Raw genomic sequence first — 24,527 nt, 5'->3', positions numbered from 1 at the left:
CAAACTGTATCAAAAAAAACGATAAGATGTCCTATCTCGATAACATTCGAACCTTTGTACGGGTTTATGATCTAGGCAGTATGTCAGCCGCCGGACGCGATATGCGAATCTCACCTGCGGTGACGTCAGCGCGGATTTCGCAGTTAGAAGATCACCTCGGGGTTCGTCTGTTCCAGCGAACCACACGCAACTTGACTCCAACTGAGCAAGGGCGGGCGTTTTACCCCGGTGCAGTTGCAGTTCTGGATGCGGTGGATGAGGCAGAAGCGCAAGTCACACATCTGACCGAAGCGCCGCGCGGGTCGCTGTTCGTCGCAGCGCCCCTGGGTGTCGGGCGCCGTCTTCTGGCACCTCATGTGCCTGATTTTCTGTCAGAATACCCTGAGATTGATGTGCGTCTAAGGCTGACAGACCGCTCTGTCGACCTAACCACCGAAGGGTTGGATCTGGCCTTTTTCATCGGTCAGCCCGAAGACAGCACATTGCGCATCCGCAAGATCGCGGATTGCCAGCGCGTGCTATGCGCGGCCCCTGATTACGTCAGCCGTTGTGGGATGCCCGAATCTGGAACGGATCTGATTTCAGGCAAACATGAGTGTTTGAATCTACGCTTCCCCGGAGCGGCAGAGTTTCAGTGGATGCTGGAAACGCTTGATGGCCCGAAACGGTTCGCTGTTTCAGGTCGCTATGAGTGCGACGATGGCGATGTTTTAACCGATTGGGCGTTGTCGGGGCAGGGAATTGCTATGAAACCTGTCTTTGAAGTGTCCGAACATCTGAAGGCAGGACGATTGATCCCGGTGGCGACGCAAACGCCACCGGTGCCGGTTCAAATGGCTTGCTTATATACCCATCGCCGCCACCAAGATCCCAAGGCACGGCTGTTTATGGATTTCATGATTGATCGTATCGGCAAGGTGGTCCGCAGCGCCGAAATCTAGGTCTAGCTGCCCCGATAGGTCGAATACCCATAAGGGGAAAGAAGCAGCGGTACATGGTAATGGGCATCCGGGTCGGACATACCAAAGCGGATAGGCACCTGATCCAGAAACAGAGGATCATCGCCGTCCTGACCCGTCGCGCGTAGGTAATCGCCAGCAAAGAAAATCAGTTCATACGTGCCGGTTTTGAAGTCGTCCTGCGGTAGGATCGGACTGTTGGTGCGACCATCCTCGTTGGTTTCCATCTCAGCCAGTTTGCGATGAGAATCTCCCGACACTTCGTAAAGAGAGATTTTCAACCCCTCAGCGGGGCAGCCGCGTGCCGTGTCCAGAACATGGGTCGTCAGATAGCCAGCCAAGGGTCTCTCCTATGTGTTTCTTTTGGTGTGCCACAGTCTGGGCCAAACAGCAAAATGGTTGAAATGCCGAAAGAACTGGAAACAGTGTTCGGATTGATTTGATAATCAATGGACCGTTTCTGCGGTAAAGCTGTCAAAACACCTAATCGGACTGGAAGACCCTATGCAGCCGCCTCGTTACCCCCGCGATATGATCGGATATGGAGCCAACCCGCCTGACGCCGCATGGCCCGGCGGGGCGAAACTGGCTGTACAGATCGTGCTGAACTACGAAGAGGGTGGTGAAAACTGTGTTCTGCATGGGGATGCTGCGTCTGAGGCGTTCTTGTCCGAGATAGTCGGGGCGGCGCAATGGCCGGGCCAGCGTCACTGGAACATGGAATCGATCTATGAATACGGCGCGCGGGCAGGGTTCTGGCGCCTGCATCGGTTGATGAAAGATCTGCCGATCACTGTCTACGGTGTGGCGACGGCTTTGGCGCGCTCGCCAGATCAGGTGGCCGCAATGAAATCGGCAGGGTGGGAGATTGCCAGCCACGGGCTGAAATGGGTCGAGCACAAGGACATGCCCGAGGATGAAGAGCGGGCTCAGGTTGCAGAAGCTATCCGCTTGCATACCGAAGTTGTGGGGGATCGCCCGCGTGGCTGGTACACCGGGCGCTGTTCGGACAACACTGTGCGTCTGGTCGCCGAAGAGGGTGGTTTTGCCTATGTCGCGGACACCTATGCGGATGATCTTCCATACTGGATGCAGACCAGTGGCCGGGATCAGTTGATTGTTCCCTACACGCTGGATTGCAACGATATGCGCTTTGCCACACCGCAGGGGTTCAACGCCGGGGATCAGTTCTATTCTTATCTGAAAGACAGCTTCGATGCGCTTTATTCAGAAGGCGAAGCTGGCGCACCCAAGATGCTGTCGATTGGTCTTCATTGTCGCTTGATCGGGCGTCCGGGACGCGTCATGGCGCTGAAACGGTTTCTGGATTACGCGCTCGGGTTCTCGGATGTGTGGTTTGCAACGCGATTGCAGATTGCGGAACATTGGGCTGAAACGCACCCGCCGGCTGAGCGCCCAAAACCCTCACAGATGGGCCGCGACGAATTTGTCTCCGCTTACGGAGGTATCTTCGAGCATTCCGCATGGATCGCCGAGCGTGCGTTTGGTCTGGAACTGGGCGCGGCACATGACACGGCGGGTGGATTGCACAATGCTTTGACCCGCATGTTCCGGTCCGCCTCGGAGGAGGAACGGCTGGGTGTTTTATCGGCCCACCCCGATCTTGCTGGTAAACTGGCGCAGGCCAAGCGGCTGACACAGGAAAGCACGTCTGAGCAGGCTTCGGCCGGTCTCGATGCGCTGACGGATGACGAACGCGCCACCTTTACCGAATTAAATCAGCGCTACACCGAAAAATTTGGTTTTCCGTTCATTATCGCCGTTAGGGACCACAACAAGGCCTCGATCCTGGGCGCATTTGAACGGCGAATCGAACAGAATCGCGAAACCGAGTTTGCTGAAGCATGCCGACAGGTCGAACGGATCGCCGAATTCCGTCTGCGCGATGTGCTGCCCTCATGACCCAGATTGTCGCTGAAACGATCTCGACAGCAGCGTTCGCGCCATTTGGCGATCTGATTGATATCTCAGGTGAGCCTGACAAGATGATCAATCAGGGTCAATGCGGCCGTTATCACGACCGGGCTGAACTGGATTTCGGTAACGCGCGTGCCGGTATTAGCCTGTTTAACGCCAACCCGCGCGAATTGCCTTACCGGCTGGAAATGGTCGAGCGTCATCCCGATGGCAGCCAGGCCTTTATTCCGATGACTCACCAGCCTTTTCTGGTGATTGTCGCACCGGATGAGGGCGGAAAACCCGGGCTACCAAGGGCTTTCATCACGCTCCCCGGGCAAGCTGTGAACTATCACCGAGGCACTTGGCACGGGGTTCTAACTCCTCTGCACGGGCCCGGCCTGTTCGCGGTCGTCGATAGGATCGGGGACGGTCCAAATCTAGAAGAATACTGGTTCAGCACTCCGTACGAGGTGGTCGACCGCTGAATCCAAATACGAAGCCGCCAAAGAAGCGGTAAGAACCCCATTGGATCTTAGGGAGGACAATGAGATCATGGCCGAAACTACGATAGGGACACCCGAACAGCTTCGGGACCCGAACTATACGCCCGCCTTACACAAGGCGATACCGCTGGGCATTCAGCATGTGCTGGCGATGTTTGTTTCAAATGTCACGCCGGCCATTATCGTGGCCGGAGCCGCCGGGTTTGGATTTGGATCCAATTCCCCCGATTTTCCTGAGCTGCTCTACCTGATCCAAATGTCGATGCTGTTCGCGGGTCTGGCGACCTTGTTGCAGACTGTGACGCTGGGCCCAGTTGGCGCGGCTCTGCCGATTGTTCAGGGAACAAGCTTTGCCTTTCTGCCCATCATGATCCCGCTTGTCGCTGGTAAGGGCGTGGATGCTTTGGCCGCACTGTTCGGTGGCGTCCTGATCGGTGGTCTTTTTCACGCCTTTCTAGGCCTGTTCATTGGCAAGATACGTTTTGCGCTTCCGCCGCTGGTGACCGGGCTTGTCGTGACAATGATCGGTTTGGCGCTGGTCAAGGTTGGCATTCAATATTCTGCCGGTGGCGTGCCTGCGATTGGTACTCCGGAATACGGATCGCTGCTCAACTGGTCGGCGGCGTTGGTCGTGGTTGTCGTGACGCTGGGCCTCAAGTTCTTTGCGCGTGGTATGCTGTCGGTGTCTGCCGTACTCGTCGGATTGGCGGTTGGCTACGTCTATGCCCTAATGGTCGGCATGGTGACGTTCGAAGCCATCGGCAACAGCTGGTCGCGGGCCTCCGCATTCGCACTGCCAGTCCCGTTCAAATATGGCTTTGAGTTCTCATTGGCGGCCATTATCGGATTCTGTCTGATGTCTTTCGTCTCGGCCATTGAGACCGTCGGCGACGTATCGGGGATCACCAAGGGTGGTGCAGGTCGTGAGGCGACAGACAAAGAGATCGAAGGTGCAACATATGCCGATGGTTTTGGAACTGCACTCGCCGGTATGTTCGGCGGGTTTCCGAATACATCGTTCAGCCAGAATGTCGGCTTGATCGCGATGACAGGCGTCATGAGCCGTCATGTGGTGACCTGCGGGGCCTTGTTCCTGATCCTGTGTGGTCTCGTGCCGAAGGTCGGAGCGATCATTCGCACAGTACCCATCGAAGTGCTGGGTGGCGGCGTGATCGTCATGTTCGGCATGGTGGTTGCGGCAGGCATCTCGATGCTGTCGGACGTGGATTGGAATCGCCGCAACATGGTGATCTTTGCGATCTCACTGTCGATTGGTCTTGGGTTGCAGCTGGAACCTGGTGCGGTCCAGCACCTGCCGGATACGCTCCGCATTCTGATGACAAGCGGCCTGCTGCCAGCGGCTCTGATCGCCATCGTGCTGAACCTGGTCCTGCCTGAAGAGCTGGCAGAAGAATCGACCGAGGAAGTTTCTGGCGGAATGGCCGGTCACGGCTCGGGCAGCCTGCCTCACGAATGAGGCCTATGAACAATCCCGCAGCGCGGCTCAGCGCTGCGGGTCACCCCGCTTCGGCCATCAAGCGTGCGACATCCAGCATGCGGGCCGAAAACCCCCATTCATTGTCATACCAACCAAAGACCCTGATTTGGTTCTCTCCGATCATACGCGTCTCGGGCCCGGCCATAACGAGTGATTCAGGACGGGAGCGCAAATCAGATGATACCAAGGGCAGATCGGTCCAGCCCAGTACGGCAGAAGCTGCGACCGCGTTGCGAAACGCTTGGTCGAACTGATCCGCGCTCTTGCCCCGTTCAAGGGTGGCGACAAGATCGACAGCAGATACGCTGGCCGTGGGAACACGCACCGCAGCCCCTGAAATGCGACCGGCAAGATTTGGCAGCACAACATCGATCAGATGTGTGGCGCTTGAGGTCGTGGGCACCATCGACAATGCTCCGGCGCGCGAACGGGCCAGATCCCCGCGTGGCGCATCGACCATAGGCTGGCTGTTTGTATAGCAGTGGATCGTGGTCATGTGCCCGGACACAAGCCCGCCGATTTCATCAATCAGCTTGACGAGCGGTGCCAGCCCATTCGTGGTGCATGACGCATTCGACACGATCCGTGCGTTGCCCAAATGATCTTCGTTTGCACCCAGTACAACCGTGATCTCGGCAGCAGGTGAGGGGCCGGAAATCAGCACTTTGCCCGCCCCGGCAGTCAATCCCCGGCTGGCAACATCCGACGTGCGCGCGATGCCGGTGCAATCCAGCATCACATCGACGCCGGACAGATCGACCTTTGCCAAATCTGCGCTGTGGGACATTGGAACAATCCGGCCATCAATGTTCAATGCTCCACCTTCGGCTGCCACCGAACCTGGATAAGGTCCGAATGTGCTGTCGTACTTGAACAGATATGCGCAGGTTTCGAGCGGTGCGATATCGTTGATCAGCACCAGCTCGATATCCGAATGCTGCGACGGGCCTAGGACCTGTCGCAGGATGGTGCGGCCGATACGGCCGAATCCGTTGATCGCAAGTTTCATGCGGAAGCTATGGCAGGCAGATCATGCGATCTCAATCAAAGTATTGTACCAATTTCAGTTGCAGCTGACCTGTGAAAAGAACTGGCCCGAGATGTTCTGATACATGCTGGAATAGATCGCCTTGCATCCGGTCGCCTGCTGTATCGCAGCCATCGCCTGAATGGTGCGCAGACGTGGCGGGGGGCCAAAGGGGTTCAGATTGTTGTTGTCCCGCGTGGCCCGATAGACCACAGGCGCGTCCGAGACCTGCGTCACCGCCCAGGTACGGCTCATGACGAAAACGGACTTGGTTTCTTCCTTGGCTGCGACCGGCTCGGCGTTGAACGCCGAAAGGCCAAGGGTGGCAACCAGTGCAATCATCGTACCGCGCAGTAACATTGAACAATCTCCAGTGCTGAAAACTTATGTAATTTCATCAGATTCCAGCGATTCTGTGAACCCCTATACCGGACATTAACGCTATGGTCGTCTATCGCGAGGGAACCGACAGAGGCATATGCCGATTTACATCTTTATATAGCAGATATCGGAACCGACCCGGACCACCCGCATAACAGGCTTGGGGGCAGAAAGCGCGCAGCCACATATAATCTCCGGCCTCGACCTCGACCCAATCCTGATTGAGTCGATAAACCGCCTTGCCCTCCAGCACATACAGGCCGTGTTCCATCACATGGGTTTCTGCAAATGGGATTACGCCACCGGGCTCGAAATTGACGATGTTGACATGCATATCATGCCGCAGATCATGCGGATCGGTAAAACGCGTGGTAGACCAACGCCCTTCGGTGCCGGGCATCTCGACGGGTGCCACATCGCATTCGTTGGTGATGATCGGATCAGGGGCTGGCAGGCCGGGCACGGCCTGATAGGCTTTGCGAACCCAATGGAACCGGGCAACGGAATCGGCGCGATTGTGTAGGGCCCAGTCACTTCCGGGTGGGATATAAGCATATCCTCCGGTCTCAAGTACGTGCTCCGCTTGGTTCAACGTCAGGGTTACAGAGCCTTCGACTACAAAAATCACACCTTGTGCGTTTGGGTCTGTTTCCGGAGTATCACTGCCGCCACTGGGCTGAACCTCCATGATGTATTGCGAGAATGTCTCTGCAAACCCACTCAGAGGCCGCGAAAGAACCCACAGGCGTGTCCCTTCCCAGAAAGGAAGAAAGCTGGTGACGATGTCGCGCATCGTGCCTTTCGGGATAACCGCATAGGCGTCGGTGAACATGGCGCGGTCAGTCAATAACTGCTCTTGCCCCGGGTGACCGCCTGTAGGTGCATAGTATTTTGGATGTGTCATCAAATGCCTCTGGTTCGTCTTGGGATAATATGAGGCGAACTGGCGGAGGGACCTAGCACCCGCCTTGCAATAGGTTTGTTCGGGATAATTTGAAGGTGACCAAGTTGGGCTTGGCCACACACGCACAGAGGTATATCTATGAGCGTGAAAGTTGTTCAGATCGGCGAGGCCCCATAATGAAAGCCTTCTTTTATTCAGCGCTCGTTACCGTTCTATTACTGGGTTCGAGTGGAATCGCTCAGGCCAAATCGATTTCCCGAATCATCGCGGAAATGGGGTTGAGCCCCGCGGATTTCGAAGTGCTAAGCGCCACCTCGAATGCGTTGTTGTCCTCAGGCTCGCCCTCGGTTGGGCAAGAGAGGGCATGGCTTAATCAGGATACGGGCTCAAAAGGGACGATCCGAGTTCTCAGTGTTCAGGATAATTGCGTAATACTCCAGCATATTGTGCAGCCCGAAGGCGCGGAACAGGCTCGGGATATCAGAACACGCCGTTGCAGAACTGCCGATGGTAACTGGATACTGGCACCTTAAAGGCTGTCGCTGGGTCGGCGTCTGACCTCATGTATCTACGCCCAATCCAATCGAGAATTTCTGCCGCGACCTCAGGCACCTCACTGTGATGCAGTGTATGGTTTCGTTTTATCTGAATGACGTTCCGTCACACAACTGGACAGTGTCATAGGTGCTGAGCCATCCTTGGACCCAAGCGTCGGGTGCGCGCGGTGCTGTAGAGAGGACTATACATGACCATGACATTCGGACTGCGCGATGAAAATCGCGCCTTGTTGCAACGTGTTGCTGATATGATCCGGGATGAGGTCATGCCGCTTGAGCAGGAATATCATGCCGAGATCAACAAAGGTGATCGCTGGCAATACACCGAGCGTCAGGCCGAAATCCTCGAAGGTCTAAAGGACAAGGCCAAAGCGGCTGGGCTGTGGAACTTCTGGCTGACGGACAGTGATAAGGGCTTTGGCCTCAGTACAGTTGAGTACGCCTATTTTGCCGAAGAAATGGGTAAGACCCCTTTGGGGGCTGAAGTATTTAACTGCTCAGCGCCTGACACCGGGAATATGGAGGTCTTTGAGCGCTACGGCTCGGACGCGATGAAGGAACAGTGGCTGAAGCCGTTGCTCGATGGCCAGATCAGGTCGGCCTATCTGATGACCGAACCGGATGTGGCGTCGTCGGATGCCACGAATATCTCGATGTCCTGTGTGCGGGACGGTGCTGACTACATTCTGAATGGTGAGAAATGGTGGTCTTCCGGGGCAGGTGATCCGCGCTGCAAGGTCTATATCGTGATGGTCAAAACGGGCGGAGATGATCTGCCGAAGCACCAGCGCCAGTCGATGATCGTGGTGCCAGCAGGCACTCCTGGCATCGAGGTATTGCGGCCGATGGAAGTCTACGGCCACGACGATGCACCTCATGGTCACATGCATATCCGTTTCACAGATGTCCGGGTTCCAGCCGAGAACATCCTGCTGGGCGAAGGGCGCGGGTTCGAGATCGCGCAGGGTCGTCTGGGGCCGGGTCGCATTCATCATTGCATGCGCGCCATCGGTCAGGCCGAAGCTGCATTGGAGCAAATGTGCAAGCGGTCACTGCAACGCCAGGCATTCGGGAAGAAGCTGGCGCAACTGGGCGCCAACTACGACATCATTGCCGAATGTCGGATGGAGATCGAAATGGCCCGACTGCTGTGCCTAAAGGCGGCATGGTACATGGATCAGGGCGATGCGCGGGCGGCGGCCCCTTGGATCAGCCAGATCAAGGTCGTGGCGCCTAAAGTTGCGCTGAAGGTTATCGACGAAGCTGTGCAGATGTTTGGCGCACAGGGTATCAGCCAGGATACACCTTTGGCGAACGCGTGGACCCATGTACGCACCTTGCGTCTGGCGGATGGACCCGACGCGGTGCATCGTCGCCAGGTCGCCCGCGCCGAACTAAAGAAGTACACGCAGGAAAAAGTCTGAGGCAGAAGCAACCGCGATGATATCGGATGTGTTGGGGCAGGCGTATTTTCATCAGAATACGCAAGGTGAGTTTGTCGGCAATGATCCCGCGCGCGGGCCCTGGTCCGCAGATCACTGTCATGCGGGGCCAGTCAGTGGCCTGATTGTACGAGCGGCCGAGACCGAGGTCGGACCAGATAAGATGTTGACCCGTCTCACGGTCAATTTGCTGCGCCCGCTGCCTTTGGCCGGTTTGTGGGTCGCGGCGGAGACCACGCGCCACACAAAAACGCTGGCGACCACACGCGTCACCGTTCATGACATGGATGATACGCTTTGTGCAACGGCAACCACCATGCATGTGGCGCGCAGGGACCTTGGGTCTGTTCCCAATGTCGACCTGCCCGCACCGCGATTGGAAGATGTCGTCGATGGCCCATTTCCAATCGGTGAAATGCGGCATGATCTGCCTGGATTTGCCCATCACTCAGAAATTGGCTATCCAGCCGGCGGCAATCAGGGCGCTGGTCCCAAAATCGTGTGGATGCGCACGCCCCCCTTGGTTGATGGCGAAGATCCCTCGCCGATACAGGCGCTCTGCCCGCTCGCGGATTGTGGTAATGGCATATCATGGAATGCGCCCACGACCGAGATGGGATTCATGAACACCGATCTGACGATACAAGTCCATCGAGAGCCCACCTCAGACTGGCTGGCCTCCGATTCGATTTCGCACTGGCAGCCGTCGGGGATTGGTATGTCGCAGTCGGTTTTGTTTGACGCGAAGGGACCTGTGGGAACGGCACTACAGACTCTGGTTCTGTTTCCGCCCAATTAACTCGGCTGGAATCTGCGATACTCTGGGGAACCGGATTGCCGATGCCTGCCCCGCACCCTATCTTTGCGCTATGCGTTGGATTGCGACCCTTCTAACCTGCTGCCTGCCATTTCCGGTTTTGGCCCACCCGCACGTCTTTATCGACACGGGACTGGAGTTCGTCGTCGATGACGCAGGCAACCTGACCCATGTGCGTGTGACCTGGGCCTATGATGAATTCTATTCGCTGCTGGTGCTGGAAGACATGAGATTGGATCAGGACGGCGATGGCGTGCTGACCGAAGAGGAAGAAAAGTTTCTAAGCGGCTTCGATGCGCAATGGGTTGAAGGGTACAATGGCGATTTGGTCATTCGTATGGGCGAGACCGTGATCCCCCTGTCTGGCCCGCTAGAGCCACAAGCGACGACTGAAGATGCACGTATCGTGACCACGCATTTGCGCTCGGTAGAAGGCACGCCCGTTCCGGCAAGTGACCTGTCGATCAAAGCCTTTGATGAGAGCTTTTACACCGCCTACGAGGTGACCCGGCCTGTGACGGTTTCGGGTCCTGTCATCTGTCAGATTGATCGGAGCGATCCGGACATTGACGCAGAACTGGCGCAGATGCAGGCGTTTTTACGGACACTCGATGCCGACTATGACCTCGAGGAGAATGACATCCCCCTGGTTGGTGAGAAATTCGCAACTGAGATCAGACTTTCATGTCCAAATACCTGATCGTTCCCGTCGTCATCGCTTGCGGGTTGCTCCTTTGGTTCTGGGGTAGCGGTGGCTTTGACCATCTGGCTGCATGGGCGGCTGGTGAGCAGCGGGAGTTCCAGAACCAGATCGCCCGCGCCTTGCGTGCGGCCCGGGCCGAGCAGCCCGAAGCTATCGCGACGCTACTGACCGTCTGTTTCGCCTATGGTTTTTTCCACGCCATTGGACCAGGTCATGGCAAGGTTTTAATCGGAGGGTACGGGTTGGGCCGTCGTGTCGCGTTTTGGCGACTATCCGCGATCAGTGTTTTGTCGAGTCTGGGTCAAGCAGTCACGGCAATCGTGTTGGTTTATGCCGGTGTGCTCGTGTTCCAGATGTCGCGCGAGTCGTTGGTAGGCACGACCGAACAGGTCATGGCACCAATCAGCTATGGCATGATTGCGGTAATCGGCTTGTGGTTGATCTTTCGCGCGCTGCGCAGCTTTGTACGGCATCGCAAAAGCCAGACATCGCATACGCACGACCACCATCACCATGCGCATGATCATGACCACCATCATCACGACCACGAGGTTTGCGCTGACTGCGGCCACCGCCACGGCCCGACTGCCGATGAGGTCGCTCAGGTGGGCAGCCTGCGCGAGGCGTTGATCCTGATCGCTGGCATAGCCGCGCGCCCCTGTACCGGCGCGTTGTTCGTGCTGATCCTGACATGGCAGATGGGTATCGCAATGGTCGGCATCGCGGGCGCATTCGCCATGGCTTTAGGCACCGCAACTGTCACCACTTTGGTCGGTTGGACGTCTTTTGGGTTGCGTGGCGGTTTGTTGGCCTCTGCCTCGGCCACGCGCTTTGCATCGGTGCTGGCTCCGACCATCGAACTGGTGGCGGGTCTTATCATCGCCGTGATTGCTAGTGGGTTGCTATTGCGGGCTTTGTAGACTTAGTCGAAAACCGGCTCTGGATACCCGACCCTTGCCAGATACAATCCTTGCGGCGGGCAAACCGGGCCACAGGCCGCTCGGTCAACCGCCTCAAGCGCATCGCGAACGTCCTCAGGCGTCCATGCCCTAGCTCCCACACGCTCCAACGTGCCAACAAAGCTACGTACCTGATTGTGCAGGAACGATCGGGCGCGAACATGGAAGTGGATTTCGGGGCCAGAGAAGCCCTGCACCCGTTCCACCCGCAACTCATCCAGCGTTTTGATCGGGCTGGCGGCCTGACAGATGGAGGACCGGAAGGTGGTGAAGTCATGCCGCCCGATCAGCATATCCGCCCCGGCCTGCATCGCCGCGACGTCCAGAGAATGATTGATCTGCCAGACCTGCCCCTTGTCATGGGTAGCGGGCGCGCGGCGCATCAGGATGCGGAACAGATATTGCCGCTCAAGCGCCGAGAACCGCGCATGCCAGTCATCATCCACCCGTGCGGCTTTCACGATGGCAACGGGCTGCGGCTTGAGGTGATAATTCAACGCCTCAGACAGGCGGAACGGGTCCCAGTCCTTAACCAGATCGCAATGCGCCACTTGCCCCAGCGCGTGCACACCCGCATCCGTACGACCGGCGGCTGCGATGGTGTGGTCTCCAGGTTCGATCCGCGAAAGCGCTAGTTCGATCGCGCCCTGAACCGACGGCAGTTCTTTCTGCCGTTGCCATCCGGCGAACGGTTCCCCTTGGTATTCGACTTGCAGCGCGTATCTTTGCATGGGGCGCTGGTATCGCGCCTTGGTCGGTCGGGCAAGGGGGCGAAAGCTCTGGCAAGTGCGGTAACCGCTACCTATCTTGGCACAAACGATAATTGCGGGGCGACGGCTTGGTCATCTCATCATTGGCAGACAGTTTGGTACGCAGCGTCGAGTCCGTGGGCGACCGCGTGTCCGAGACGTTCTTCGAGCCGGTCATCCGGCTGGGCGTCACGGGATTGGCGCGGTCGGGTAAGACCGTGTTCATCACATCGCTAGTGGCCAACCTGCTGGATCGGGGCCGGATGACCGGCCTTGTGGCGCAGCAAGAAGGGCGGATCACCGCCAGCTATCTGCAGCCACAGCCCGACGATACCGTGCCCCGGTTCGATTTCGAATCCCATCTGTCCGCGCTCACCGGACCCACGCCGCACTGGCCGGACAGCACGCGGGCGGTGTCTGAGCTGCGCCTGTCCTTCAAAGTCCAGCCCGCAGGTCTGCTGTCAGGGCTGCAAGGGCCGCGAACATTGCATCTGGACATTGTGGATTATCCCGGTGAATGGCTGCTGGATCTGGCCCTGCTGGACAAATCCTACGAGGACTGGTCGCGTGGCACGTTGGAGCACATATCCAACCGTCCACAAGCAGAGGCGTTTCTGGCAAAGGCTCAGGCTGCCGACCCAACCGCGCCACATGATGAGCCGCAGGCGCAGGACTTTGCTCGCAGCTTCACAGACTATCTAAATGCCGCGCGTGAGGCCGGGTTCTACGACTGCACCCCCGGTCGGTTCCTTCTGCCGGGAGATCTCGCAGGCTCTCCTGTGCTGACCTTCGCGCCATTGCCGGTGTCTGAAGCATCACGCCGCCGTTCACTGCACCGCGAGATGGAGCGGCGGTACGAGGCGTATAAAGCGCAGGTGGTCAAACCCTTCTTCCGCGATCACTTTGCCCGGATCGACCGGCAGATCGTTCTGGTCGATGCGCTGGGCGCGATCCACAAAGGCCCGCAAGCGGTTGAAGATATGCGCCGCGCCATGGCCGATATCCTGTCGGCCTTCCGCCCCGGTCGCAATGCGTGGCTGAACAAACTGCTGCTTGGCAAGCGGGTCGAGCGTATCCTGTTTGCGGCCACCAAAGCGGACCATCTGCACCATCTGCAGCACCCACGCCTGACCGCGATTATTGAGGCTCTGACCCGTGAAGCGCGCGATCGCGCCAGCTTTGCGGGCGCTGAGACGGTGGCCTTATCGTTGGCTTCGCTTCGAACCACGACGGAAGAGATGCGCAGCCATAACGGCGTTGAACTCCCTTGCGTGCGCGGTACTCTGCTGGACAGCGGCAAGCAGGCGGCGTTCTATCCTGGCGATTTGCCAGAGGACCCGGCCCATCTGCTTGGCCCCGCGCGAAACGGGGCCGAAGGTTGGTTGGGCGAGGACTATGGCTATATGGCCTTCGCACCGGCGCATCTGACCCTGAATCCCGGAGACGGCCCACCGCATATTCGATTAGACCGAGCCGCGCAATTCCTGATCGGAGATCGGTTGTGAACGCGATCCTCCGCCCAGCACGCAGTACCGATGCCGGAACCACCGGCGCAGTTCTGCACGGGTTTGCACGGGAAAATGACTGGATGCCAGAGCTGCATTCCGAAGCTGAAACCATCGCATTTTGCGGTCGCATGATTGATTTGGGCTGGGTCACTGTCGCCGAGGTGCAGGGCCAGGTCGCCGGATTTCTGGCGTTGGATGGGGAAGAAGTGCAGTCGCTCTATTTGACAGCACCGGCGCGTGGGCAGGGGATCGGAAAGCAATTGCTTGATCTTGCGAAGACGCAGCGCCCCAATCTCAAACTATATGCGTTTCAGGCCAATCACCGCGCCTGTCGGTTCTATGAACGCAACGGGTTTGTAGAGGTCGCGCGCAGCGACGGGTCCGAGAATGACGAAAACCTGCCAGATATCAAATATGTTTGGACACGTAAGGAGGAGGTCGATGGCTAAGGGCCCCGTGCTGATTGATCTGGAAGACGACACCCCGGCAGCCGATGTTTCAACCGCACCACCCGTACCTGATATTGCACCTCCTCAGGGGCAGGCGATGCAGGCCGCTGTTCGGTTTGCAGCCCGAAAACCATCGGCATTGGCGCGCTGGTTTTGGGGTTTGGCGCTTGCAGTCGTAGGCGCGGTGGTCTCGGTTGCGGCGTGGGATTTTGCCATGTCGCTGCTGGAACGCGCCCCAATACTGGGGTGGATCGTCACGGGCCTGATCGCCGCGCTTTTGCTGGTCGTGCTGGTTATCGCACTACGTGAATTGGCCGCGATTAGTCGCCTTGCTCGCGTGGACGGGTTACGCCGCGCTGCCGATGCTGCGTTAGCAGACGAGGACTTGACGCAAGCCCGCACCGTCACCACACGGCTGATTGCGTTCTACAAGGGGCGTGATGAAACCCGCTGGGGCCGCGACCGTCTGAACGAACGCATGGGCGAACAATTCGATGCCGCCACCCTGCTAAGTTTGGCCGAAGACGAACTTTTAGCCTCGCTGGACGCCGCCGCCAGTCGCGAGGTCGAGGCCGCAGCCCGGCAGGTCGCTACCGTGACCGCTCTGGTGCCACTTGCGCTGGCTGACGTCGCAACGGCGTTGGCAAGTTCATTGCGCATGATCCGACGCGTCGCCGAGATTTACGGCGGTCGGGCGGGCTTTCTTGGCAGTTGGCGCCTGACCCGTGCTGTGTTTGTGCATTTGGTTGCAACCGGTGCCGTAGCTGTAGGGGATGATTTACTGGAGCCGATCCTGGGTGGCTCAGTCCTCAGCAAACTGTCTCGCCGGTTCGGCGAGGGCTTGGTCAATGGTGCGTTAACAGCACGCGTTGGCGTCGCCGCGATGGAGGTGTGCCGACCTCTGCCCTTCTCAAAACGCCACAAACCCTCGACGCGGGGCATGATCAAACGCGCACTTAGCGGGCTGTTTTCCAAGAGTTGATCTGGCGCAAGGCCACAATAACATGGATCCGTCATAAAAAAGTCGGAGCAAGCCATGACCGATCACGGCCACAGCCAGCAAGAGATTACCGAACGGATCAATGCCCCGCCTGGACGCGGTGTGCTGCGTGATGTGGTCTATGGCGGCATCGATGGATCGGTCACCACGTTCGCCATCGTCGCCGGTGTCGCGGGGGCGGGGCTATCGCCATTTGTCATCGTAGCGCTCGGGTTGGCCAATGTGCTGGCGGATGGGTTCTCGATGGCGGCGGGCAACTATTCTGGCACCAAGGCTGAGATCGACAACATCCATCGCATCCGCGCCATCGAGGAACAGCATATCAGGCTTTATCCGGACGGAGAGCGAAAGGAAGTACGCGAAATCCTTACGCAAAAAGGTCTGTCGGGCCGCGTGTTGGACGAGGCCACGGATGAGATCACCTCAAACCACGACAATTGGATTAACCTGATGATCGAGGGCGAATACGGGTTAGGCAGCGTCGACCCGCACCCGCTGAAAGCCGCAATGGCGACGTTCTTTGCTTTTCTAGTCGCAGGCATGATCCCATTGCTGCCGTTCCTTTTCTCGATTGAAGGTGCGTTTACCGTTTCGGCCTGGATGACGGCAGGTGTATTCTTTGCCATCGGAGCCATGAAAAGCCGCTGGTCCCTTGCGCCTTGGTGGCGATCCGGGGCCGAAACACTTCTGATCGGTGGTCTGGCCGCTGGGATCGCATTCTTGGTCGGTTCCCTGTTCCATCCCTGATCGGTGCTGTTGTCGCAGACAGCTCAATCAAGCTGGTCGCAGGGGTTTGATCCGTTAGGGTGACAAAAACACGTGTGGGTCATCCTGTGGCAGTGAAGTTTGAAGAAAAAACAGTATTGGTGCTGGGCGCCTATGGTTTCATTGGTGCGGCTGTTGTTAGGGCGCTGCATGCGGATGGTATCGCGGTCAAGGGCCTTATACGCAGCCGAAAGACAGCGGGACGTGTCTTGCCCGATGTTGATCTGGTGTCGGGCGACCTGCGTGATTTTAGATCAGTCGGGGACTGGAGGCCACTCCTCACAGGTGTCGATGTTGTGGTGAATTGCGCCGGGGCGCTGCAGGCTGGGGGGCAGGATGATCTGCGCGCCGTGCACTACACGGCTATTGCATCGCTGGGACAGGCTTGTGCCGAGGCAGGCGTTTCAATCGTCCAGGTCTCGGCAATCGGGGCCGACACTGATGCCTCGACCGAGTTCATGCGCACCAAGGCGGACGGGGATGCGGCCCTACGCGCAAGTGGCGCGACTTTGTGGTGCTTCAAGCCCGGGTTGGTGATCGGACAGAGCGATTATGGCGGCACGGCGCTGTTGCGGATGCTGGCGGCAGTGCCTTTCGTACAGCCGGTCGCCTTTCCTGCAACTCCGGTGCAATGTGTCGGGATGCGAGACCTGTGCGCCGCCGTCTTGTCTGCCATTCGCGACGATCTGCCGCCAGGTAGCTACGATCTGGTGGAAGATACGCCGCAACCGCTGTCGCGGGTTTTGTCAGTGACACGACACTGGCTTGGCTTTTCGCCTGCACGCTTAACTATCACAATGCCACCACGGGTAACCAAAGCAGTCGCCGCCGTGGCTGATCTGCTTGGCCACCTTGGGTGGCGATCACCGCTGCGGAGTACGGCGATGATGGTAATGGCTCAAGGGGTGATAGGCGACCCTGAGCCATATCGCCGTGCCACGGGCCGCTCTCTGGCCGGATTAGAGGAGATTTATGGCGGGCTGGCTTGCGCGAGAGAACACAGGCTGACAGCTCGGATGACGTTGCAGATGCCGGTCGTTATTGCTGTGCTCTGCTTCTTTTGGGTTCTATCTGGTGTGTTCGGACTAACGGGTCTTTCTCTGGCGGCCGAAGTCCTTACGAGGAATGGTTGGTCTGGCGGCATCGCAAATGCAAGCGTGGCGTTCTGGTCAATTGTCGACATAATGTTGGGACTGGCAATTCTGTGGCGCCCTTGGGCGGCCCGCGTTTGTTCGGCTCAAGCCGCGATCGCCATGTTTTATTTGATCGCTGCAACGTTGATGGCACCAGAGCTTTGGCTAGATCCGCTGGGACCATTGGTCAAGATCGCGCCCGCATTGATGCTGTCATTGGTTGCTCGACCCATGTTGGAGAGCCGCTGATGGACCCGGACCTGTTTCTGCGCTGGCTGCATGTGATCGGAGCGTGTGTTCTGTTGGGAACAGGCGCGGGCATCGCCTTTTTCATGCTGATGGCGCATCGAACAGCAGACGCGAGGATTATCGCCCATACTGCAGGTATCGTGGTGTTGGCCGACATGATTTTCACAGCAACCGCGGTCTTACTACAGCCTGTGACGGGCGCACTTTTGGCATGGCGCTTAGGCTGGTCTCTGACAGAGGATTGGATCGTGGCGTCTGTGCTGCTTTATATTCTGACCGGCCTGTTCTGGTTGCCTGTGGTTTGGATACAAATCAGGCTGCGGGATTATGCAAGACTGGCCAATCACGATGGGACTGCTTTGCCGGTTGCATATTTCCGATTGTTCCGCCTTTGGTTCGCCTGCGGCATTCCGGCCTTTGTTGCTGTGCTGACAATCGTCTGGTTGATGCTGGCGCGCCCCGACTTGGCGCTGTTTTAGGCAGGCTTGCAAAGCAACATACGGTAATCATGTGGATTTCCTTACTATAAACCTGCCGATCACCGCGATACGTTTGATGTATCCTACCTCGGAGGTTTCGGTTGGAATCCTTGCTTGTTCTCATTGGCCTGATCGTTCTGGCCATTCCTGTTTCGATCATCGTATTGCTGGTTGGCCAGTCGCGGTTGCGCAAACGGGTAGAACAGCTTGAGCAGCAACTTGCAGGGCAAATGCCAGAAAGCACTGCTGAGGCACCCAAAACGTCCCGATCAGAACCCACAACCGTGCAAGCTAAGCCTGCGCCTTGGGCAGCGGCAAAAGCTTCAACCACCACCGACGAAGGTCTAACGGAGACACCGCTAGCTCCCGAGATTAAAGATCCTCCAGCCAGTATCGTATTTCGCGAAGACAAAATCGCAGCGCTGGGCGCGTGGTTGCGCGAGAACTGGTTCTACGCGGTATCGGCGCTTTCACTGGCGTTGGCGGGGATCTTTCTGGTTCAGTATGGGGTCGAAAACGGGTTGTTGCCCCCCACCGCGCGGGTCGCTGCGGCGCTGGTCTTTGGCTTGCTGCTGATCGGCGCGGGTGAGGTGATCCGCCGTCGGTTTGGCGATGATGAGGAGGCCTCAACCGCTTATCTCCCATCGGTATTTTCAGGCGCAGGGCTGGTTACCCTGTTCGGCGGCATTCTGGCGGCACGCCAGCTTTATGATCTGATCGGGCCCGAGGCGGCGTTAGCCGGGTTGATTGTCATCGCGCTGTTCGGGCTCGTGTTGGGTTGGTTCCAAGGGCCGCTATTGGCGGCTGTTGGCCTGATCGGAGCTTTTGCCGCCCCCTTTGCCGTGGGTGGTTCCTCGGATGATCCGAGCTGGCTCTACGGTTACTTTTTCATAATCACCGTATTGGGTCTGGGAATTGATACAGTCAGGCGTTGGGCGTGGATTTCGGTGTTGACCCTAATTGGCGCCTATGGGGCCGCGTTTCTGCTGGTACTGTCTTCGCCGTCGACCGAGCCCGGGTATCTAACCTGCGTCACGGCACTGGCGATCATTGCGATTGCGATACCCATACGGCGTATCTGGCCAAACCACTCTGGTGCGATGGTGACCGAGATTATCCGACGCCGGAAAGGAGAACCATGGCCCGAGTTTCCAACTCGGATTGCCTTTGGTGCGGTACTTGTTTCCTCAGTAATTTTGTCGCTGCATTGGCCAGATTCAGGTGGTGAATTCTGGTTGGGCGTCGCGCTGTTCACAGGCTTGGTATTGGCGCTGATGCTCTGGGCAAAGGATGCACGGGCATTACAGGATGTGACCGCATTCCCAGCACTGGGACTAATCTGGTTTGTCTTGGTGCACGGGTTGGATGGAGGCGCAGTATGGCTTCGCTTTGTGGATACTTATGCGGAAACAGCCGAGGCAGATTATCCTTGGAGCGTCACGCAATTGGTGGCCTTAGGCGCTTTGGTCACTTTGATTGCAGCTTGGCGATCCTTTCGGGCCGGGCGCTATGCCGTGGTCTGGGCCGGAGGGGCGGCGATATTCGCTCCGGCCCTGGCGATCGCGCTTGAGGTCGGATGGCACCCTGCTGAGGTATTAGGAGCCTACCCATGGGCGCTACATGCCATCGCTTTGGGCGCGATGATGGTAGTTCTGGCCGAACGGTTCGCGCGGGTCGATGGTGAAAACCGGATGCGCCCAGCCTTTGCGACTCTGTCCGCGCTTTCTTGTCTCAGCTTTGCCTGCATTATTGTGCTCAGTTCGGCTGCTTTAACCGTGGCGCTTGTCGCCATGATCGTTGTGGCCGCCGCGTTGGACAGACGATTTGAACTGCCTCCGATGAGCTGGTTCATCTGGGCAGGCGTGTTCACCGTCACAGTCCGACTGGTGTTGGACCCAGGGCTTGTTTGGGCCGAAAGCGCTCCATTGCTCGAAATGACGTTGGTCTATTCGGCTGCGGTTGTCGGGTTCATTGTGGGCTGGACGTTACTGAAGCCCCTAGACCGCCCGATTGCTTCATTGCTCCTTGAAAGCGCGGCCTGGGCGACAGCGGGGATACTGCTATCGCTGCTGTTGCTGCGCTGGCTGGAAAGTTTCGGCGAAGGCGGTGCCACCAACAGCCACTGGGGGCTGGGATTGCTTGCGGTCATCTGGCTGCTGCTGGCTTTCGCACAGGTGCAACGGTTCAAGTTGGGCGGTAAGTTAAACTATCTGCGCTACGCCTTGGCTGCTTTCTTCGGTGCGCATGGTGTGTATCGCCTGGGTCAGGCGTTGTCAGAAGCCAACCCGCTGCTCAACCCGTTTGCGGACCCGGTACTGGGCCCACCGGTTTTGAACACGCTCGCCGTTGCCTATTTGTTGCCCGCGCTGGCAATTGGTTTCTCGGCCTGGCGTGTCGTTACACAGCCAGTTCTGCTGAAACAGATCAGCTATGGAGCAGCCACTGCTCTGGCAACTGTTTGGCTGGGATTAGCGATCCGGCATGTCTGGCAGGGCGCGGGCGGTATGTATGAAGGCAACGGCGTCACTCAGCCCGAACTTTATACTTATACAATCACGTTGTTGGTGGTCGGAGCGGCGTTGTTTTATCAATCACTGGCCCGCCACTCTGATTTGATGCGCAAGGCTGGCTTGGCTGTTATCGGGTTGGCGGTGGCCAAGGTATTTCTGATCGATATCGCCGGATTGGGAGGGCTAATCCGCGTCTTTTCTCTGCTTGCGTTAGGGCTCGCTCTGGCAGGGCTGGCATGGCTCAATCGCTGGGCCAAGTTGCGCCATTCGCCTCAGGATGCGGAACCTCTGGACCATTGAGGGCGGGCGTCCTATAAGCGCGGCCATGTTTGACCGTCTGGCCATCATTATTCGAATTATATCCCCGGCGCTCTGATATCGCGAGACGCCGGGCAAAGGTGCTTGAGATATCGCACTGACCGCTTCGATCCACATACGACAAGATCATCCTGAGGACGCCCCAAATGTGCGCCGACACACCCCAAACACCTGACTACAAAGACACGCTGAACCTGCCCAAGACCGAATTCCCGATGCGCGCTGGCCTGCCCAAGCGCGAGCCTGCATGGCTGGAGCGCTGGGAAAAGATCGGTGTCTATGACCGCCTGCGCGAGAAAGAGGGCCGTAAACCCTTTACCCTACACGATGGCCCCCCCTATGCGAACGGCCACCTGCATATCGGTCATGCCCTGAACAAGACCATCAAGGACATGATCGTGCGGTCCCATCAGATGATGGGCTTCGACTCGCGTTATGTACCCGGCTGGGACTGCCACGGCTTACCGATCGAATGGAAGATCGAGGAACAGTACCGTAAGAAGGGCAAGAACAAGGATGAGGTGAACATCGTCGACTTCCGTCAGGAATGCCGCAAGTTCGCCGAAGGTTGGATCGACATTCAGCGCGAAGAGTTCAAACGTCTGGGCATCACCGGCAATTGGCCCGATCCCTACATCACTATGGACTATCACGCCGAAGCCGTGATTGCGGACGAGTTCATGAAGTTTCTGATGAATGGGACTTTATATCAGGGCTCGAAACCCGTGATGTGGTCGCCCATCGAGAAAACTGCTCTGGCCGAAGCCGAGGTCGAGTATCACGACAAGGAAAGCTTCACCATCTGGGTGAAATTCAAGGTTGTGAACACCGGCGATGTGACGTTGGACAACGCCCATGTGGTGATCTGGACCACCACACCTTGGACAATGCCGTCGAACAAAGCCGTAGTTTATGGCGAAGACATCTCGTACGGCCTCTACGAGGTCATTGGCCGCCCTGAGGAATGCTGGGCGCGGATCGGCGAGCGTTATCTGCTGGCCGATGACCGAGCGGCGGATGTGTTTGCCCGCGCGCGCCTGGACGATTCGATGTACCGCCGTCTGTGCGATGTCACTCAAGAGGATTTAGACAAGATCCAGCTAACCCACCCGCTGGCCGGGGCTGAAGGCGGCAACGGCGAATGGGACGATATCCGTGATTTCCGCGCTGCTGAGTTTGTGACCGATACGGAAGGTACCGGTTTTGTCCATTGCGCGCCCTCGCACGGTATGGAGGAATTCGAACTATATCGCGATCTGGGCATGCTGGAACAGGTCATCACCTATAACGTAATGGACGATGGCTCTTTCCGCGCTGATCTTCCGTTCTTCGGCGGCAAATACATCCTGTCCCGCAAGGGCGGCGAGGGTGATGCGAATAAAGCCGTCATCGACAAGCTAGCTGAGGTCGGCGGGCTGCTGGCGCGCGGCAAGATCAAGCACAGCTATCCGCATTCATGGCGCTCGAAAGCTCCGATCATCTATCGCAACACGCCGCAGTGGTTTGCATCGGTCGACCGCAAGCTGGATGATGGTATGGGCCAAATGGGTGACACCATCCGTGAACGAGCACTGCGCTCCATCGACGAGCTGGTGAAATGGACACCGCAGACCGGCCGCAACCGCCTGTATTCCATGATCGAAGCGCGCCCGGACTGGGTACTGTCACGCCAACGCGCGTGGGGTGTGCCGCTGACCTGCTTCACCAAGAAGGGGGCTTTGCCCACCGACGCGGATTATCTGTTGCGCAACGCAGATCTGAACGCCCGTATCAAGGTAGCGTTCGAGAAAGACGGCGCAGATGTCTGGTACACGGACGGGTTCAAAGAAACGATCCTCGACGGAATCGTTAACCCCGATGACTACGACCAGGTCTTCGACGTGTTGGACGTGTGGTTTGACTCGGGCTCAACCCATGCCTTCGTTCTGCGTGATCGTGAGGACGGGACTGAGGACGGCATTGCCGACGTCTATATGGAAGGCACTGACCAGCACCGCGGGTGGTTCCATTCGTCGATGCTGCAAGCTTGCGGTACCAAAGGCCGCGCGCCATACCGGAACGTGGTGACCCACGGCTTTACGCTGGACGCCAAGGGCAACAAAATGTCCAAGTCGCTGGGCAACACCATCGTGCCGGAAGAGGTCGTCAAGCAATACGGCGCCGATATTCTGCGCCTGTGGGTGGCTCAGACCGACTATACTGCCGATCAACGGATCGGGCCGGAAATCCTGAAAGGCACCGCCGACAGCTATCGCCGCCTGCGCAACACCATGCGGTTCATGCTGGGCTCGCTCGCGGACTTCACCGAGACCGACCGCGTCGCGCCCGAGGATATGCCGCGTCTGGAGCGCTGGGTACTGAGCCGTCTGGCCGATCTGGATGAGCAGGTGCGCAAGGGTTACGCCTCGTTCGATTTTCAGGGCGTGTTCAGCGCCGTGTTCACCTTTGCCACGGTCGATCTGTCGTCATTCTACTTCGACGTCCGCAAAGACGCGCTGTATTGCGACGGTGACAGCCTGCGCCGCCGCGCTGCGCGGACGGTGCTGGATATCCTGTTCCACCGCCTGACCACATGGCTGGCCCCGGTGCTGGTCTTCACCATGGAAGAGGTCTGGTTGGAACGGTTCCCGGCCGATGACAGCTCAGTCCACCTGATGGACTTCCCTGAAACGCCCGCCGACTGGCGCCATGAAGAACTGGAAGCCAGTATGGCTAAAGTCCGCCGCGTGCGCCGCGCCGTGACCGCTGCGCTGGAAATTCAGCGGCAGGACAAAGTGATCGGATCTAGCCTTGAGGCTGCTCCGATCGTGTATGTCGAGGATCAGGAAACCCGCGATCTGCTGGCATCTTTCGACGTGGATGACATGTGCATCACTTCGGGTCTGGCGGTCACCGGCGATCCGGCCCCCGCCGAGGCGTTCCGGGTGCCGGAAATCGAAGGCGTCGCCGTGGTCTTCGAAAAGGCCCAGGGAGACAAATGTCAGCGGTGCTGGAAAATCCTGCCCGATGTGGGGCTGCACGCCCATCCGGGCGTTTGCGGGCGCTGCAACGAGGCGCTGAGCTGACACCCAAACGGAGCGCGTAGGAGAGTTCGCTGATGCGAGGCACTGCCTCGCGCTCCGAGGTATTTTTGGCCAGATGAAGGGCGGATCGTCAGGATTCGGGTTGCAGGTGTGGCGAAACATCTGCAACCGTTCTCTTATGCCGATGATCGCCGTAGAAACTCAGTTTGGTTGCCTTGGTGTCGACGAGATCGATGGCGCCATTACACGACTTGTCTGGAATGGCCGAGACGAAGGCCCGGCCACCCCGGTTCTGCAAGAGGCGGCGGCGCAATTGCGCGCTTATGACGAAGGGCGTTTGCAGCACTTCGATCTGCCCTATCGGATCAAGGGGTCGGAATTTCAGCGTCGCGTGTGCGATGCGATGTATGCCATCCCGTTCGGGGATACGCGCACCTATGGTGAGTTGGCCAACGAGCTTGGATACTCGGCGCAGGCGGTTGGGCGCGGATGCGGTGGGAATCCCATCCCGATCATCATTCCCTGTCATCGGGTTCTGGGCACGGATGGTAAGATGGTCGGGTTTTCAGGGCAGGGTGGAGTAGAGACCAAAGTGGCTTTGCTGCGTCACGAAGGTGCAGCCAGCCTGTTGATCTGATCTGCACTTACCTGTTGCATTCAGAGCGTCACGGCCC

23 protein-coding genes are annotated in these 24,527 nt (G+C 58.1%); 18 read left to right on the top strand and 5 right to left on the bottom strand.

Annotated features, from left to right (window positions below; all coding sequences use genetic code 11):
• Positions 1-26: 26 nt before the first annotated feature.
• A complete protein-coding gene (locus tag ACR0JR_RS14760) occupies positions 27-941 on the top strand; it encodes a LysR family transcriptional regulator (RefSeq protein ID WP_480456778.1) in 915 nt (304 codons plus the stop codon).
• A 2-nt stretch (positions 942-943) separates the two neighbouring features.
• On the opposite strand, the gene uraH is transcribed toward ACR0JR_RS14760, so the two are convergent.
• The gene (uraH, locus tag ACR0JR_RS14755) at positions 944-1,300 is read right to left on the bottom strand and encodes a hydroxyisourate hydrolase (protein WP_170774878.1); all 357 of its coding nucleotides are present in this window, start codon (positions 1,298-1,300) and stop codon (positions 944-946) included.
• A 163-nt stretch (positions 1,301-1,463) separates the two neighbouring features.
• Between uraH and puuE the strand changes: the two genes are divergently transcribed.
• The 3 genes from puuE (at position 1,464) to ACR0JR_RS14740 (ending at position 4,859) form a co-directional block, all read left to right on the top strand.
• Positions 1,464-2,882: an allantoinase PuuE gene (gene puuE, locus ACR0JR_RS14750; protein ID WP_480456777.1), complete on the top strand. Its 1,419-nt coding sequence runs from the start codon at positions 1,464-1,466 to the stop codon at positions 2,880-2,882.
• Positions 2,879-3,364 (top strand): ureidoglycolate lyase, encoded by a 486-nt coding sequence (locus ACR0JR_RS14745; RefSeq protein WP_480456775.1) that lies wholly within the window; start codon positions 2,879-2,881, stop codon positions 3,362-3,364. Before puuE ends, ACR0JR_RS14745 begins: the two co-directional genes overlap by 4 nt.
• 67 nt (positions 3,365-3,431) lie before the next feature.
• Complete coding sequence (locus ACR0JR_RS14740) at positions 3,432-4,859, top strand: nucleobase:cation symporter-2 family protein (protein ID WP_170477434.1); 1,428 nt, start codon at positions 3,432-3,434, stop codon at positions 4,857-4,859.
• A gap of 40 nt (positions 4,860-4,899) precedes the next feature.
• On the opposite strand, the gene ACR0JR_RS14735 is transcribed toward ACR0JR_RS14740, so the two are convergent.
• The 3 genes from ACR0JR_RS14735 to ACR0JR_RS14725 all read right to left on the bottom strand — a co-directional run bounded on the left by ACR0JR_RS14735 (position 4,900) and on the right by ACR0JR_RS14725 (position 7,192).
• Positions 4,900-5,889 (bottom strand): type I glyceraldehyde-3-phosphate dehydrogenase, encoded by a 990-nt coding sequence (locus ACR0JR_RS14735; protein ID WP_480456773.1) that lies wholly within the window; start codon positions 5,887-5,889, stop codon positions 4,900-4,902.
• A 54-nt stretch (positions 5,890-5,943) separates the two neighbouring features.
• On the bottom strand, positions 5,944-6,267 hold the full coding sequence (locus tag ACR0JR_RS14730) for a hypothetical protein (protein WP_010438086.1): 324 nt from the start codon (positions 6,265-6,267) through the stop codon (positions 5,944-5,946).
• A gap of 91 nt (positions 6,268-6,358) precedes the next feature.
• Positions 6,359-7,192 carry a bifunctional allantoicase/(S)-ureidoglycine aminohydrolase gene (locus tag ACR0JR_RS14725; protein WP_170477427.1) on the bottom strand — a complete coding sequence of 278 codons (834 nt, stop codon included), beginning with the start codon at positions 7,190-7,192 and terminating at the stop codon, positions 6,359-6,361.
• A 176-nt stretch (positions 7,193-7,368) separates the two neighbouring features.
• Here ACR0JR_RS14725 and ACR0JR_RS14720 point away from each other — a divergent pair, with 176 nt between their 5' ends.
• The 5 genes from ACR0JR_RS14720 (at position 7,369) to ACR0JR_RS14700 (ending at position 11,631) form a co-directional block, all read left to right on the top strand.
• Complete coding sequence (locus ACR0JR_RS14720) at positions 7,369-7,725, top strand: hypothetical protein (RefSeq protein WP_480456771.1); 357 nt, start codon at positions 7,369-7,371, stop codon at positions 7,723-7,725.
• 212 nt (positions 7,726-7,937) lie between these two features.
• Positions 7,938-9,173, top strand: a complete 1,236-nt coding sequence (locus ACR0JR_RS14715; RefSeq protein WP_480456770.1) for an acyl-CoA dehydrogenase family protein — start codon at positions 7,938-7,940, stop codon at positions 9,171-9,173.
• Positions 9,174-9,189: 16 nt separating this feature from the next.
• Positions 9,190-9,990 carry a thioesterase family protein gene (locus tag ACR0JR_RS14710; RefSeq protein WP_480456769.1) on the top strand — a complete coding sequence of 267 codons (801 nt, stop codon included), beginning with the start codon at positions 9,190-9,192 and terminating at the stop codon, positions 9,988-9,990.
• A gap of 70 nt (positions 9,991-10,060) precedes the next feature.
• The gene (locus tag ACR0JR_RS14705) at positions 10,061-10,708 is read left to right on the top strand and encodes a DUF1007 family protein (protein ID WP_480456767.1); all 648 of its coding nucleotides are present in this window, start codon (positions 10,061-10,063) and stop codon (positions 10,706-10,708) included.
• Complete coding sequence (locus ACR0JR_RS14700) at positions 10,693-11,631, top strand: nickel/cobalt transporter (protein ID WP_480456765.1); 939 nt, start codon at positions 10,693-10,695, stop codon at positions 11,629-11,631. The genes ACR0JR_RS14705 and ACR0JR_RS14700 overlap by 16 nt, the downstream gene beginning before the upstream one ends.
• A gap of 2 nt (positions 11,632-11,633) precedes the next feature.
• On the opposite strand, the gene truA is transcribed toward ACR0JR_RS14700, so the two are convergent.
• Positions 11,634-12,401 carry a tRNA pseudouridine(38-40) synthase TruA gene (gene truA, locus ACR0JR_RS14695; protein ID WP_480456764.1) on the bottom strand — a complete coding sequence of 256 codons (768 nt, stop codon included), beginning with the start codon at positions 12,399-12,401 and terminating at the stop codon, positions 11,634-11,636.
• 107 nt (positions 12,402-12,508) lie between these two features.
• On the opposite strand from truA, the gene ACR0JR_RS14690 reads away from it, so the two are divergent.
• The 9 genes from ACR0JR_RS14690 to ACR0JR_RS14650 all read left to right on the top strand — a co-directional run bounded on the left by ACR0JR_RS14690 (position 12,509) and on the right by ACR0JR_RS14650 (position 24,490).
• Positions 12,509-13,924, top strand: a complete 1,416-nt coding sequence (locus ACR0JR_RS14690) for a YcjX family GTP-binding protein (protein WP_480456763.1) — start codon at positions 12,509-12,511, stop codon at positions 13,922-13,924.
• The gene (locus ACR0JR_RS14685) at positions 13,921-14,376 is read left to right on the top strand and encodes an N-acetyltransferase family protein (RefSeq protein ID WP_480456762.1); all 456 of its coding nucleotides are present in this window, start codon (positions 13,921-13,923) and stop codon (positions 14,374-14,376) included. Before ACR0JR_RS14690 ends, ACR0JR_RS14685 begins: the two co-directional genes overlap by 4 nt.
• Positions 14,369-15,358 carry a YcjF family protein gene (locus ACR0JR_RS14680; RefSeq protein ID WP_480456761.1) on the top strand — a complete coding sequence of 330 codons (990 nt, stop codon included), beginning with the start codon at positions 14,369-14,371 and terminating at the stop codon, positions 15,356-15,358. The genes ACR0JR_RS14685 and ACR0JR_RS14680 overlap by 8 nt, the downstream gene beginning before the upstream one ends.
• 54 nt (positions 15,359-15,412) lie before the next feature.
• A complete protein-coding gene (locus tag ACR0JR_RS14675; protein WP_010438103.1) occupies positions 15,413-16,123 on the top strand; it encodes a VIT1/CCC1 transporter family protein in 711 nt (236 codons plus the stop codon).
• A 59-nt stretch (positions 16,124-16,182) separates the two neighbouring features.
• Positions 16,183-17,523: an SDR family oxidoreductase gene (locus ACR0JR_RS14670; protein ID WP_480456760.1), complete on the top strand. Its 1,341-nt coding sequence runs from the start codon at positions 16,183-16,185 to the stop codon at positions 17,521-17,523.
• A complete protein-coding gene (locus tag ACR0JR_RS14665; protein ID WP_480456759.1) occupies positions 17,523-18,002 on the top strand; it encodes a DUF2269 family protein in 480 nt (159 codons plus the stop codon). The genes ACR0JR_RS14670 and ACR0JR_RS14665 overlap by 1 nt, the downstream gene beginning before the upstream one ends.
• A gap of 101 nt (positions 18,003-18,103) precedes the next feature.
• A complete protein-coding gene (locus ACR0JR_RS14660; RefSeq protein WP_480456757.1) occupies positions 18,104-20,812 on the top strand; it encodes a DUF2339 domain-containing protein in 2,709 nt (902 codons plus the stop codon).
• Between the two features lie 164 nt (positions 20,813-20,976).
• Entirely contained in the window at positions 20,977-23,895 is a 2,919-nt protein-coding gene (gene ileS, locus ACR0JR_RS14655) for an isoleucine--tRNA ligase (RefSeq protein WP_480456756.1), read from the top strand.
• A 136-nt stretch (positions 23,896-24,031) separates the two neighbouring features.
• Positions 24,032-24,490, top strand: a complete 459-nt coding sequence (locus ACR0JR_RS14650) for a methylated-DNA--[protein]-cysteine S-methyltransferase (protein WP_480456755.1) — start codon at positions 24,032-24,034, stop codon at positions 24,488-24,490.
• Positions 24,491-24,527 lie beyond the last annotated feature (37 nt).

The sequence above is a fragment of the Ruegeria sp. AA3 genome, assembly GCF_056542905.1.
Note: the sequence above shows the minus strand (reverse complement) of the source record. Positions and strands in the feature narration are given on the sequence as shown.